The organism is Oceanobacillus sp. FSL W7-1281, assembly GCF_037969835.1.
GTDB lineage: Bacteria > Bacillota > Bacilli > Bacillales > Amphibacillaceae > Oceanobacillus > Oceanobacillus oncorhynchi.
On the sequence record NZ_CP150214.1, the window covers coordinates 1,616,749 to 1,631,872 of the forward strand.

Here is a 15,124-nt window from a genome sequence, read left to right on the forward strand (position 1 = left end):
GGGCGTTGAGATATGGATTCCAATCTTAATGAAACGAAACAGGATAAACTCTTTAAATATTTTGTGTATTTTTGTTTAACAATTGCTTTGCTACTCGTACTTTACCCATTAATTTATATTGTCAGTGCGTCTATTAGTAACCCATCCTATGTAAACTCAGGGGAAATGTGGCTCTGGCCAAAGGATATTACTTTTGAAGGTTACCGGTTAATCTTTGGTAATGATTCTATTTGGAGAGGCTACTTGATGACAGTAGTTTACACAGTGTTAGGTACATCTATCAATCTATTGATAACGATTCCAGCAGCTTATGCGTTAGCACGTAAAGATTTTTATGGAAGAGGTTTCTTTACTGGTCTATTCGTTCTAACCATGTTCTTTTCAGGCGGGTTAATTCCAACGTATTTAGTAGTAAGAGATTTAGGGTTAATTGATACAATCTGGGCAATGGTACTTCCTAATGCCGCATCAGTATGGAATATTGTTATTGCACGGGTATTCTTTCAGTCTACGATTCCAAGAGGCTTGGAAGAAGCGGCAACGATCGATGGTGCCTCTAACTTTAAACTGTTTTTCAAGATTATTTTACCTTTATCGGCTCCAATTATTGCGGTAATGGCATTGTTCTATGGTGTAGGTCACTGGAATGGTTACTTTAATGCATTGATTTATATTTCTGATCGAGAGTTATTCCCATTACAGTTAGTGTTAAGAGAGATTTTGGTTCTACAAGATATGTCTTCTAATAATACAAATATGACAGGAGAGGCTGCCCAGTTAATTCATAGTAATCAGCAACTGGCTGCCGTCATTAAGTATGGAGTAATGATTGTTTCCTCTTTACCTGTAATCATTGTGTATCCATTCTTACAGAAATACTTTGTAAAGGGTGTAATGATTGGATCTTTGAAAGGTTAATTGTGAATATATAAATAAACAAATGACATAATGTGTGTAACTAGCGGCATCTTGGATGGATTACAGCTATTAGTCTTAGCTGGCAGACATGTTAAGTACGACTGTTGTAGGATTTCTGCTGCAAGGGCTGCCTGGTAAATAAAATGACTATAAACGTTCATTTTTAGGAGGTGAATTTAGTAACCAGTAGTAAGTACAGCTAACAAGGGATGCCCAATTCTTAAGATAAAAAGATTATTAAGGGAGAGAGGTTACAAAATATGAAAAAACATTTTTTATTAGTTCTAGTCAGTGTGCTATTCGTTAGTTTATTTGCTGCATGTAGTAGTAACTCATCTGATGATGAGAGAAAACTAGCTTCAACCGAAGAAACAGTAGAAATAAATGAAGAAGGGTTTCCAATCGTTGATGAGAAAATTACGATTTCGTTAATGGCTCCAGGTACTGGGGTGGAAGACTGGGCAAATATGGAAACTCTTCAGGAATATTCAGAGATGACCAATATCGATTTGTCATTTGATACCCCTCCAGTAAGTGATTTCCAAACAAAATTGAATTTAGCATTTGCAAGTGGTGATATTGCAGATATTATATATGCCGCTGGTTCTGACGATTTTACTCCTGGTATGGAGGTTGATTATGGACAGCAAGGTGTATTACTCCCATTAGAAGATCTAATTGAGGAGCATGCGCCAAATATTCAAAAGTTATTAGATGAAAATCCAGAGATAGAGAAATCAATCACGACAGTAGACGGTCATATCTATTCTCTACCACGTGTTGCAGAGGGTGGTTCATCGGCACAATGGGTTACAGGTCCGATGTGGTATAACGGACAATGGTTAGATGAGCTAGGTGTGGAAGAGTTGCCAAAGACAGTGGATGAATTTTACGATTTGTTAATACGTTTTCGTGATGAAGATCCAAATGGCAATGGGAAAGCGGACGAGATTCCATTGTTAGACGTAAAAATGGACAGTACCCGTCCATGGTTACTTGCGGCATTTGGGCTAAAGGAATGGGGAATTGAAGAGGTAGATGGTGAAGCACGTTATACGCCAATTACCGAAAATTATAGAGAATATTTAATCTTTATGAATCAGTTATATGAAGAGGGGTTGTTAGACCCGGAAACATTCTCACAATCAGATGAACAAAAGAAAGCCAAAGGTCAACAAAATAGATTAGGTCTATTCCCGGATTGGTTCTCATTCTTTACAACTGGTGAAACAGAAGAAGAAGCGATGAATAATCCAATGTTCCATCCACTTACAAGTGAATGGTCTGAAGAGGCTGTAATGCCGCTAAGTTCAGGGATTTCAAGAGGAACTTTCTCTATTACAGTAAATAATAATAATCCAGAAGCTTCGATTCGATGGATTGATTATTTCTATTCAGAGGAAGGTTATGCCTTCTTGAATATGGGACCTGAAGGAGAACTGTGGGAACGTGGTGAAGATGGTGAAATTATCGAGCTTGATCCTCCTGAAGGATATGATAGTGCAGAGGATTACCGCGGGACATTAACACCAGATTATGGTATTGCTACACCAACAGTAACCTATCCAATTGAAGGAAAAGAAGAATCTGAATTTGATCAATTCATTAGAGCAGAAACAGAAGAAAAAATTGAACCATATGGTGAAGTACCATATCCGCTAGTATATTTAACTAAAGAGGAGCAAGATGAGTTAAACACGATTGAAGTAGATTTAGAATCTTATGTAAGGCAAATGGAGGCTAAATTTATTACAGGTGTTGAGCCAATTTCGAATTGGGACTCCTATGTGGAAACGATTGAGAATATGAATCTTGATAGATATATCGAAATCAATCAAGATGCTTACGATCGCTGGGTAAATAACTAATAGATAATAGCAAGAGAATGACTCGTTTTTTACAACCAAATTTTAAAGTAAAAGGACGAGCCATTCTTTTATTTAGATGAAGAGGATAGAGTCTCTCCATAAACATGAAATAAATGATGAAGCGGAGTTTTTCTGGCTTGGTTAAGGAGTGAATATGCATATGTGGTTAACAGAGAAGAAATTAAATGGAAGAATACAGGAAATTGCACCATACCGCTATCGAGATATACAAAAACTTGATACATGGCAGTATACCGAAGATAAGGCTGGGGAAATTGCAGCCTGGCCACCGACAGACTTATCACAGGCGAAGCCAATTAAGATAGGGGATCGCTGGAGCGGGAGGGATTTGTATGTCTGGCTTCAAAAGGAAGTAGCTATTCCTGATGGATGGCAGAATAAAACAATCGTAGGTTTTTTTGATTTTGGCGACACAGGGGCAGGAGGCAACTCTGGTTTTGAATCCTTACTGTTCATTAATCATAAACCATATCAGGGAGTCGATTCCAATCACAAAGAAGTCTTTCTATCAGAAGAATTGACAGGGGAAAAGATTCAGCTTGACTTTCGATTATGGACAGGATTGGAAGGCGGTGGGCAGGCAAGGGAACAGCACTATCGCTTTCAACATGCATGGCTTGCTGTATTAGACGAAGCCGTTGATCATTTTTATTTTGATGCCAAGGCGATTCTGGAAACCATTCAAGCTTTGCCAGATACACAGCTGGAGAAATCAAAACTTTCTCAATGTTTAAATGAAGCATTCGTACAGATTGATTGGCTGAATCCAGGCTCAGAATCATTTTATCAATCGGTATATCAAGCCAATCAATATTTAACAGAGCAGCTAAAGAAGATGCCAAAATGCAGTGAAGTCATTTTTCATTGTATAGGGCATACTCATATTGATGTGGCATGGTTATGGCGATTAAAACATACTCGTGAGAAGTCGGCCCGTTCTTTTAGCACTGTATTACGGTTAATGGAGAAATATCCAGAATATCTTTTCTTGCAGAGTCAGCCGCAATTATATGATTATATCAAACAAGATTATCCAGAACTATATCAGCAAATAAAAGAAAAGGTTAATGAGGGTAAATGGGAAGTAGAAGGCGGAATGTGGATAGAATCTGATTGCAACATCCCTTCAGGCGAATCCTTAGTCAGACAGTTACTCCTTGGTACTCGATTCTTTAAAGAAGAGTTTGGGAAGGAAAACGAGGTACTTTGGTTACCAGACGTATTCGGCTATAGCTGGGCTTTACCACAGATTTTGAAGAAGTCAGGATTTAAGTCGTTTATGACAACGAAGATTAGCTGGAACCAATATAATCGAATGCCGCATGATACTTTTCAATGGCGTGGAATAGATGGTAGTGAAATTCTGACACACTTTATTACAACAACAGAGCCATGGCCTGAATCAACCTATTATACGTATAACGGCTATATGGAACCGAAAATCACCCTGGATTCATGGGAAGCCTATCAAAACAAAAATCTCAATCAAGATTTACTGTTGGCTTATGGTTATGGAGATGGCGGCGGCGGTGTAAATCGTGAAATGTTAGAAATGCGCCGACGTATTGATAAAATTCCTGGACTGCCACAAGCCAAACCTTCAAAAGCAAAGAACTATTTTGAACAATTGCGAAATAAAGTTGCAGAGACCGATCAATATGTGCATACATGGGATGGGGAACTTTATCTGGAATTCCATCGTGGCACCTATACATCTCAGGCATTTATGAAAAAGATGAATCGCAAGTTAGAGCTCTTGTATCGTGAAAGCGAATGGCTGAATAGCTGGGCAAGTGTAACTGGTCAAGGAGTGGCGTATCCAAGTAAGATATTGACCGATGGATGGAAGATTATTTTACGTAACCAATTCCATGATATTATTCCAGGGTCTTCTATTAAAGAGGTATATGAAGATGCTGAGGTGGAGTACAAAGAGGCGGAAGAGCTTGGTCAACAAACATATGAGCAAGCAATGAAAGTACTTGTTTCTTCTAAAGCCGATCTTTCGTATCTGGTCTTTAATGCTGCTTCTTGGAAGCGAGATGATTTAGCCTTTGTTCCTAATCAAACTGGAGGAATATGGAAGGATAGTCAGGGCAAACTGCTGGAAGCCCAAGAAGTAGAAGGTGGCAGCCTTGTAAATGTTCAAGCTGTTCCAGCGTTAGGTTACAAAACAATCTATTTTGAACCAAAAGAGAAAAAAAGAAAAGAATCCAATTTCCAATCATTACCTAATGGTGTCGTTTCACCATTTTACGAAATAGAGTGGAATGAGCAAGGTCAGTTAATCCGTATATTCGATCGTATAGCGAATCGGGAAGTACTCGAGGCAGGTAGAATTGGAAATGACCTGCAAATTTTTGAAGATAAACCATTAATGTTTGATGCATGGGATATTGACATCTTCTATCAAGAAAAAATGGAACATGTTGATCAAGTGAAGGTTATCGAACAACAGGAAATTGGTGCGCTGTTTACCAGTATTCGTTTCCAGTGGAGCTATGGTTCCTCTACGATTTCACAAGATATGATTTTATATGCAGATCAACCGCGAATTGACTTTAAGACAACGGTTGATTGGCAGGAACGCCAGCGATTATTAAAGGTTGCCTTCCCAGTGGATGTACGTACAACGGAAGCAACTTACGATATCCAATATGGCAATGTAAAACGTCCTACACACTGGAATACGAGCTGGGATTACGCCCGATTTGAATCAGTGGGACATAAGTGGGCAGATATCCAAGAGCCGGGTTATGGCGTAAGCTTATTAAACGACAGTAAATACGGTTACGATATCAAAGACAACGTCTTGCGTCTGTCCTTATTAAAGGCACCGACCTTTCCCGATCCAGAGGGGGACAGGGGCGAACACCGATTTACTTATTCCTTGCTGCCTCATCTAGGAGATTGGCGTGGAGCGGAAGTACCACAGCAAGCCTATTATCTTAATGATAGATTAAAGGTAACTCCAGGTGAAAAAGAAGCTTCAGAACAGTCATTCATTGCTTCCAATGCAAATTATATCGAAATTGATGCAGTGAAACAGGCGGAAGATAGTAAAGAAGTTATTGTTCGTCTTCATGAATTCCATGGACGTCGTGGTCAAGTAAGATTAATAAGTGACTTAGGGATAGTCTCATGGCAGACATGTGATTTAATGGAGCGAAAAGAAGGGGCTAAACAAGAAGGTGACATTGTCTTCGATATAACCCCGTATGAGATTAAAACGATTGCTATAGAGTTTAATGAATAATTTGGAGGTAGAAACATGCAGGATACACAACAGAGAACTGTTCATATCATTTCCCATACTCACTGGGATCGAGAATGGTATTTACCATATGAAAAACATCATTTTTTACTAGTAAAATTCATGGATGAACTCATTGATACATTAGAAATTGATCCAAACTATAAAAGTTTCCATTTAGATGGCCAAACAATTATTCTTGATGATTATCTGGAAATACGCCCTGAAAAGAGAGAACAAATCAAGAAACTAGTTGAGGCAGATAGAATTCATGTCGGACCATGGTATATCTTACAGGATGAATTTTTAACCAGCAATGAATCCAATATCCGTAACCTGCAATATGGAATGAAAGACGCAAAGGAATGGGGGAATATTTCAAAAATTGGTTATTTCCCTGACTCCTTTGGCAATATGGGACAAGCTCCGCAAATAATAAAACAAGCAGGCATTCATCATGCGGCATATGGGCGTGGTGTAAAACCGACCGGATTTAATAACCTTATCAGTGAGGCAGATATGTATGAGTCTCCTTATTCTGAAATGAAATGGCAATCACCGGATGGCTCAGAGGTAATCGGAATTTTGTTCGCTAATTGGTATTGTAATGGCAATGAGATTCCAACGGATAAAGAAGCTGCCAAGAAATATTGGGATGAACATTTAGAAGCTATGGAAAAGTATGCCTCCTCTAATCATATGTTGATGTTAAATGGTTGTGATCATCAGCCCGTACAGTACAATCTATCGAAAGCCATAGAGGTGGCACAAGAACTTTATCCTGATGTTCAATTTGTTCACTCGAATTTCAATGATTATGTGGCAGCACTGGATGATCAATTAAATCAAGAAAAGTTAAAAACGGTGGATGGCGAATTACGCAGTCAGCATACAGATGGCTGGGGGACATTAGTAAATACAGCTTCTTCCCGTGTTTATTTAAAGCAAATGAACCAGGAAGTACAAACTCTGCTGGAGAGTGAATTAGAACCATTAGCAACATTTGCTTATCTTGTGGGCGAACAATATGATCACGATATTTTAGAGTATGCTTGGAAAACCTTAATGCAAAATCATCCTCACGATAGTATATGCGGGTGTAGTGTCGATGAAGTCCATCGTGGAATGGTGACACGTTTTGAGAAAAGCAAGCATATGAGTGAGAGTCTAAAGAAAGATGTATTAGAGAAATTAACGAAACGGATAGATACAAGTGTATTTAAACAATATGGAAAGAAACCTGTTCCATTAGTAGTGTTTAATACAACAGGACATCAGCGTACAAGTATAGCAACAGTACAAGTTGATTTAGAGCGTCAATATTATGCAGATGGTGTCAATCGGCAACAATTAGTTGATAAAGATATTAGCGGATATAAACTAGTAGATTCTACTGGTAATGTTCTGCCATTTACTTTAGAAGATAAAGGGGTTGTATTTGATTACGACCTGCCAAAACATCAATTCCGTCAGCCGTACTTGACGAGAAGGGTAATTATTTCATTCGAGGCTGTGGAGATGCCTGGCTTTAGTCACCGTGCTTATGCCTTGGTAGAGACAGAAGCTCAAGTAGCAGAGGAAGCTAAGATTGCCTCTGCTGATAAAGTATTAGAAAATAAGTGGCTGAAAGTTAAGATCCAGCTAAATGGTTCACTTTCTATTTTTAACAAAACAACGAATCAGTCATTTGACCATGTATTAGTGTATGAAGATACGGGAGATATCGGCAATGAGTATATGTATAAACAGGCTAATGATGATCTTACTATCACAACGGAGGATCTAAAGGCAGATATTCGTTTGCTGGAGAATGACAGTTACCGTGCCACCTACGAAATTATCCATCAATTAGAAATACCAGAAAGTGCAGATGAGACATTAGAGCAAGAACAGCAGGCTGTTGTGTGGTTTACCAATCGAAAGGCAAAGCGCAGTAATAGGACAACCTTACTTACTATTCAAACCCAGGTTTCCTTAACAGAACATGGTAGAGGAATAGATGTGGAAGTAAAGTATACGAATAATGCCAAGGATCACCGCTTACGTGCATTATTCTCTACCAATATTCAATCGGATCACCATTATGCCGATTCTATATTTGAAGTAGCCAAACGTCCCAATGTGCCGGCAGAGGAGTGGACTAATCCCAATTGCTCTCAACATCAACAAGCATTTGTCAGTATGCATGATGAACAGAAAGGCTTGACCATTGCCAACAAGGGACTAAATGAATATGAAATATTAAGGGATGAACAGAATACAATTGCTATTACCTTGTTACGTGCAGTCGGAGAACTTGGTGACTGGGGACATTTTCCAACGCCAGAGGCTCAATGCTTAGGAGAACAAACGGCAAGCCTTAAGATCTTTCCACATGGAGCAGATGATACTTGTTATGATGTCTATCAGCAAGCCTATTTATATCAAGTTCCATTATCGACTTTCGCTCTTCCTGAACAAACAGGGGAATTAGCAGCAGAACACAGCTATATCCAGATTGCCTTACCAAGTCAGGTAGCTTGGTCTTCCTTGAAGGTAGCAGATGATACGAAGGACGTATATTTGCGTTTGTTCAACATGTCTGACCAGGAAGGCAACGCAACTATTGCTATAAATCAAGCGGCAGAGGCATATGAGAGTAATGTAATAGAAGAGAAATTGGCAGGAATAGCGAATGAGATTAAGCTATCGCCTTATCAAATAAACACAATTGGATGGAGATTAAAATAGAGGGAAGTGAAATGATTGACAAATCAATTACAACTTACTACATCGATTAAGCAATTAATCGATGTAGTAAAACAACATTATCAAAGAGAGCCGAAGCTTCAGCATTTATTTGAGAATTGCTTCGTCAATACGTATCAGACAACGATCCGCCCGCAAGAGGATGGCACTACCTTCGTTATTACGGGGGATATACCGGCGATGTGGTTACGTGATTCGGCTGCACAGGTACGCCCATACCTTATGTTAGCAGGTGAAGACCAAGCGATAGCCGATATAATAAAAGGGGTAATCGAAAAACAGTTTGCTTTTATTAATCATGACCCTTATGCAAATGCGTTTAACGAAGAACCTAATGGAAATAAATACCATGAAGACCAAACGAAAATGACAGATTGGATCTGGGAACGCAAGTATGAGATTGATTCCTTATGTTACCCTATTCAATTAGCTTATCTATATTGGAAAGCGACTGGTCAAGTCAGCCATTTTAACGATACTTTTAAGAGTGCCGGTGAAAAGATCTTAACAGTATGGAAAACCGAACAACGCCATCATGAAGACTCCGATTATCATTTTGTGAGAGATAATTGTCCTGTACAAGATACACTGTCACATGAAGGTGCCGGAGCACCAGTTGTCTATACTGGTATGACTTGGAGCGGATTCCGGCCTAGTGATGACGCTTGTGAATACGGTTACTTAGTACCAGCGAATATGTTTGCTGTTGTATCTCTGCAGCAGTTAGCTGAGATTGCAAATGAGGTTTTAGGTGATTCCTTATTAGCAGAACAAGCAGAGAAATTAGCAGAGGAAATCGATAAAGGAATCAATGAATACGGTACAGTGAATCATCCGACATACGGTAAAATCTATGCCTATGAAACAGATGGACTTGGTAACTATGTACTGATGGATGATGCCAATGTGCCAAGCTTGTTATCTATTCCTTACTTAGGATACCGCCCATTTGATGACAAAATCTATCAAAATACCAGAAGGTTTCTCTTAAGCGAAGAGAATCCATATTACTTCACAGGAAAAGCAGCAAGTGGGATTGGCAGTCCACATACACCTAATCAATATATATGGCATATTGCATTGGCTATTCAAGGATTGACATCGATTGACGAGACAGAAAAGCAACAAATCACTGAATTATTTAAAACAACAGATGCAAATGAGAACTTAATGCATGAAGGTTTTCACGTAGATGACCCAAGTCAATATACAAGATCATGGTTCTCTTGGGCAAATTCGATGTTTAGTGAGTTCCTGTTGAGCAGGATAGGACGTGTTATCAAAGGGAGTCCGCTTGATAAAGTAAGGAGCTTGTAAATAGTTTTACTTAAAGACTAGCGAGGATTGTCAAAGATCTAGCCAGCCATGTCTAAGTTAGGGATCATAAGTTTTGCCCATATGCATGCATTAAATTATGCTGCCGCTCTAACCAAAAGCAACCAAGCAGAATTAGTGACAATCTGGTATGATGGCCACCATCAATCCGAGCTAGTCAAGGCCAAAGACTTTCCCGACATGGGGAGATGTGACGATGTCTATCTTTGGTGAAGAAGGTATGCTGGAGGTGGATGCCTTTAAACAGCACCATCTATTCTGTAATGATAAAGAGAATAAGCTAGAAGAACAGACTTGGGCAGATGATATGGATCAGGCACTAGTAGAGGACTTTATTGATTGCGTGAGAACCAATCGTGAACCATCTATTACAGGAATAGACGGCTTAAGAACTTTGGAAGCTGTCAAAGCAGCCTGCCTCTCCAACCAAGAAAATAAACCAATAACAATTGAAGCGATTAGAGGAGGAGTCTCTATATGAAACTAGGAATGAGCTCATACAGTTTAGCAAATGCTCTCCACTCTGGAGAAATGACTATTTTAGATGTGATGCAATGGACTAAAGATTTGGGTGGAGAACATATTGAAATCGTACCGATCGGTTATACATTAACCAATAATCCTCAATTGATAGAAGATATTGTCAACAAGGCAAAAGAATTAGATTTAGCTATCTCTAACTATGCCATTGGTGCGGACTTCTTGTCTGGGGATGATGAAGCTTTTGAACAAGAAGTGGAGAGGGTTAAGAAAGAAGTCGATATTGCCAACCAATTAGGTGCGAAACGAATGCGCCACGATGTATCGTTCAAGCCTCCTCATGAAGCCGGCATTGAGCAGTTTGACAAAGATCTGCCAAAGATTGTGAAAGCCTGCCAAATCATAGCGGATTATGCGAAGCAATATGATATTGTAACTAGTATTGAGAATCATGGCTTCTATTTACAAGCAAGTGATCGTATTAATCTTATTATAGCGAAAGTAAATCGTTCTAACTTCAGGCATACCTTAGATACGGGTAATTTCGTCTGTGTCGATGAAGATCCTGTCTCTGCCATCAAGAAATGCTTAAATAATATCTCTATGCTGCATGTAAAGGATTTCTATGTTCATCCAGGTTCTCATGCTAATCCGGGGGAAGGCTGGTTCGGATCTGCAGCAGGTAATTACTTAAGAGGCGCTATTACAGGACATGGTGATCTGCCATTAGCCGATATTCTCAAGATTGTAAAAGAGAATGGCTACCAAGGCTTTGTATCGATTGAATTTGAAGGAATGGAGGAGTGCAAGAAAGCGAGTGCCATTTCATTTAAAAATATCAAACAATTATGGAAATCACTTTAAGGGAGGATAATCAAATGAGCAAAATTAAAGTAGGTGTGATTGGATTAGGTTCTATTTCGGAAATGCACATCCAATCCTATCAGAAATCAAATGAGGCAGAGCTAGCTGCACTTTGTGATATTAATGAAGAACGTCTCCATAAGCAGGCGAAAAAATTGGGTGTAGAACATACATACACCGATTATCACGAATTATTAGCCAATCCTGAAATTGATGCAGTAAGCATCTGTACATGGAATAACACCCATGCCCAAATTGCAATTGCTGCATTAAACAGCGGAAAAAGTGTGTTATCAGAAAAGCCTTTATGTAAAACGATAGAAGAAGCGAAGGCTGTTCAGCAAGCAGTAAAAGTTAACCCCGAACAATTCTTACAAGTGGGTTATGTGCGCCGTTTTGGTACAAATACCAAAGTTCTCAAAAAATTCATTGATAGTGGTGACTTAGGTGAGATTTACTATTCAAAGGCATCTTGTATTCGTGTCATAGGTAACCCGGGTGGGTGGTTTGCTGATAAAGAGCGTTCCGGAGGGGGGCCTTTAATTGATCTTGGTGTCCACGTGATTGACCTTTGCTGGTATCTAATGGGTAAACCGAAAGTCAAATCAGTAAGCGGGAACACCTATCAGAAGTTGGGAAATCGTTCGAATGTAGAATTCAAATCTTTCTATAAAGCGGCTGATTATGATGCAGAGAAGAATGACGTTGAGGATTTTGCTAATGCGATTATTCGTTTTGAAAATAGCGCGTCCATCGTTGTGGATGTCAGCTTTGCATTACATGCCAAAAAAGAAGAAATTAATGTAAGCTTACATGGTGATAAAGGCGGGGCTGTTATTGAGCCGGCACTAGAAATTTTTACAGAAAAGAATAACATTATTTTAAACAGCACACCGCAAATTGATCATTTATCTTTCGATTTCGTTCATGGATTCCAAAAAGAAATTGATCACTTTATCGCGTGTGTAAAAGGCGAAGAATCAACGATTGCTCCTGTGGAAGACGGGGTAGAAATGATGAAGATCCTTACAGGTGTGTATCAATCAAGTTTAGAACAAAAAGAAATACATTTCGATATTTAGGTGGTGCAGAAGTGAATGAGCAGAAAAGAAAAATGGCAATTAGAAGATTGGCGATTTAAAGAAGCAGCAGAGGATGATTGGAAGAAAGCAACTGTTCCCGGGTGTGTTCATACGGATTTATTAGATCATGGCATTATTGAAGATCCATTTGTTGGAAAGAAAGAGCTTGATGTACAATGGATTGATAAGAAGGACTGGGAGTACCAAACAACATTTAACATATTAGAAGAAACTTTGCAAGAAGAACATATTGTGCTCACCTTTGAAGGTTTAGATACCTATGCCGATGTGATCTTGAATGACACTGCTATTCTTAAGGCAAGTAATATGTTCCGTATTTGGAAAGTAGATATCAAGAATCAGTTGAAAAAAGGTGAGAATACCCTCCGTGTCTATTTCCATTCTCCAATTCAGCATGATATCGATAAACCAGATCAAATTGGCTTCAATTATCCAGCAGATAATGATCACTCAGAAGATGGCGAAGTAGGTGAGAAGAAACTCAGTATTTTTACTCGTAAAGCCCCTTTTCATTATGGCTGGGATTGGGGACCGCGCTTTGTTACATCAGGTATCTGGAAAGAGGCTTATATTGAAACTTGGTCTAATTTGAAGATTCAAGATGTTTACTTTGAACAGCAAGAGGTGACAACAGAGCAGGCAGCAGTAAAGGCTCAATTAGAGTTAAAAACTACGAAAGCACAAGAGGTGACCATTAAGATTAGCGATCAATATGGCTGGGAACACCTGCAAACTGTAGCAGTAGAGCAAGGTATACAATTAGTAAAAGTACCGTTTATCAAAGAATCACCAAAATTGTGGTGGACTAATGGTTTAGGGGAGGCACACCTGTATCAATTTGATATCGAGGTGCTTTCAGCTGAACAGCAATTGTTAGACAGTTACCAGCTTACAACAGGTCTTCGATCTATCCGTTTTGTAAGGGAAAAAGACCAAAAGGGTGAAAGTTTTTATTTTGAATTAAACGGTGTTCCTGTTTTCGCAAAAGGGGCAAACCATATCCCGAATGACAGCTTCCAAACAAGAATAACGAAGGAACGCTATTTACACGAAGTGCTGACGGCAGTCGATACGAATATGAATATGCTTCGTGTCTGGGGCGGTGGTATTTATGAATATGAAGCATTCTATGAATATTGTGATCAATACGGCATCTTGGTTTGGCAAGATTTTATGTTTGCTTGCAGTATGTACCCTGGAGACGAAGCTTTCCTTGCGAATGTGAGGCAAGAGGCGATTGACCAAGTCAAGCGCTTAAGGAACTATGCCTCATTGGCCTTATGGTGTGGTAATAATGAGATTGATCAAGCATGGGCGGAATATGTTGAAGAAGCAGGATGGGGCTGGAAGCAGCGCTATAATGAAGAACAGCGTAAACAGTTATGGGAGGGTTATGAGAAGTTATTCCATCAATTACTGCCTGCTGTAATTGGACAATATAATCCAGCGATTTCTTATTGGCCAAGCTCGCCAATGCAGGATCTATCCAATACTTCGGGGCGCCATGCTACCTTTGATACCCTAGACAAAGGTGATATGCACTATTGGGATGTCTGGCATGGATTAAAGCCAATGGAAGCCTATAAAGAGAGTGTCGGACGTTTTATGAGTGAATACGGCTTTCAATCATTCCCAGAAGAGAAGACAGTCAGGGAATATGCTAAAGAAGAAGAATTGGAATTAGAGTCAGAAGTGATGCTCCATCATCAGAAAAATGGTTCAGGTAACCGTTTAATTAAGAACTATATGGAGATGTATTATAAAGAACCGAAAGATTTCTCAGCCTTTTTACGTGTTAGTCATGTATTACAGGCCGATGCGATTAAGCAGGCAGTAGAAGGCCACCGTTTGCATATGCCGGATTGTATGGGGACTTTATATTGGCAGATGAATGATTGTTGGCCAGTAGCTTCGTGGTCCAGTATGGATTACTTTGGCAGGTGGAAAGCATTACAATTTGTGATGAAAGATCGCTTTAAGTCAACGGTTTTAATTGTTGACCAAACAGAAGAACAGTTAACGATTTATGCGGTATCTGATGCAGTAGAAAAACAAGAAGCTCAATTGGTATGTAAGCTATATGATTTCAATGGCAAAATGATTGATAAAACACTTACTTCAGTTGTGCTTGAAGCGAATACGTCAAACAAACTGGAAGAAGAAGCTTTATCTGCTTTCGAGCATGCAGATTGGAGCAAATCGATATTACACTGTGAATTGGTAAAAGCGGAAGAAACGATTGATACAGTCATTCATCTCTTTTCTAAAACTAAGGACATTGAATTACAGAATCCAAATATTACGTATGAAATAATCGAAGGCGGTATTGAACTTAAAACAGATTCCTTAGCCTTAAATGTCTGGTTAGATACAGATGAAACTGGTCACTTTGATGACAACAATTTCTCCTTGATACCAGGTGTCAAGAAATTTGTATCTTTCCGACAATCGCTAGATCCGCAAGACCAGCAGTCAGCTGAACTTGCCAAGGTCCAAGTAACATCTATGTTTGACTATATTACGAAATAATAGAG

The 15,124-nt window shown here is 39.2% G+C and carries 9 protein-coding genes; all 9 read left to right on the plus strand.

Features of this window, described 5'->3' with window-relative positions:
• The first annotated feature begins 12 nt into the window (after positions 1 to 12).
• The 9 genes from MKX55_RS08120 (at position 13) to MKX55_RS08160 (ending at position 15,119) form a co-directional block, all read left to right on the plus strand.
• Entirely contained in the window at positions 13 to 918 is a 906-nt protein-coding gene (locus tag MKX55_RS08120) for a carbohydrate ABC transporter permease (RefSeq protein ID WP_193063856.1), read from the plus strand.
• Positions 919 to 1,178: 260 nt separating this feature from the next.
• Positions 1,179 to 2,786, plus strand: coding sequence for an extracellular solute-binding protein (locus MKX55_RS08125; RefSeq protein WP_339237490.1), 1,608 nt, complete (start codon positions 1,179 to 1,181; stop codon positions 2,784 to 2,786).
• A gap of 160 nt (positions 2,787 to 2,946) precedes the next feature.
• Positions 2,947 to 6,063, plus strand: a complete 3,117-nt coding sequence (locus MKX55_RS08130) for an alpha-mannosidase (protein ID WP_339238461.1) — start codon at positions 2,947 to 2,949, stop codon at positions 6,061 to 6,063.
• A gap of 15 nt (positions 6,064 to 6,078) precedes the next feature.
• Positions 6,079 to 8,790, plus strand: coding sequence for an alpha-mannosidase (locus MKX55_RS08135; protein WP_339237493.1), 2,712 nt, complete (start codon positions 6,079 to 6,081; stop codon positions 8,788 to 8,790).
• 15 nt (positions 8,791 to 8,805) lie between these two features.
• Entirely contained in the window at positions 8,806 to 10,125 is a 1,320-nt protein-coding gene (locus MKX55_RS08140; protein ID WP_339237495.1) for a glycoside hydrolase family 125 protein, read from the plus strand.
• 208 nt (positions 10,126 to 10,333) lie between these two features.
• Positions 10,334 to 10,624: a Gfo/Idh/MocA family oxidoreductase gene (locus MKX55_RS08145; RefSeq protein ID WP_339237498.1), complete on the plus strand. Its 291-nt coding sequence runs from the start codon at positions 10,334 to 10,336 to the stop codon at positions 10,622 to 10,624.
• Positions 10,621 to 11,487, plus strand: coding sequence for a sugar phosphate isomerase/epimerase family protein (locus tag MKX55_RS08150; RefSeq protein ID WP_339237501.1), 867 nt, complete (start codon positions 10,621 to 10,623; stop codon positions 11,485 to 11,487). Before MKX55_RS08145 ends, MKX55_RS08150 begins: the two co-directional genes overlap by 4 nt.
• A gap of 14 nt (positions 11,488 to 11,501) precedes the next feature.
• Positions 11,502 to 12,569 carry a Gfo/Idh/MocA family oxidoreductase gene (locus MKX55_RS08155; protein ID WP_339237503.1) on the plus strand — a complete coding sequence of 356 codons (1,068 nt, stop codon included), beginning with the start codon at positions 11,502 to 11,504 and terminating at the stop codon, positions 12,567 to 12,569.
• 15 nt (positions 12,570 to 12,584) lie between these two features.
• Entirely contained in the window at positions 12,585 to 15,119 is a 2,535-nt protein-coding gene (locus MKX55_RS08160; protein ID WP_339237506.1) for a glycoside hydrolase family 2 protein, read from the plus strand.
• The last annotated feature ends 5 nt before the right edge of the window (positions 15,120 to 15,124 follow it).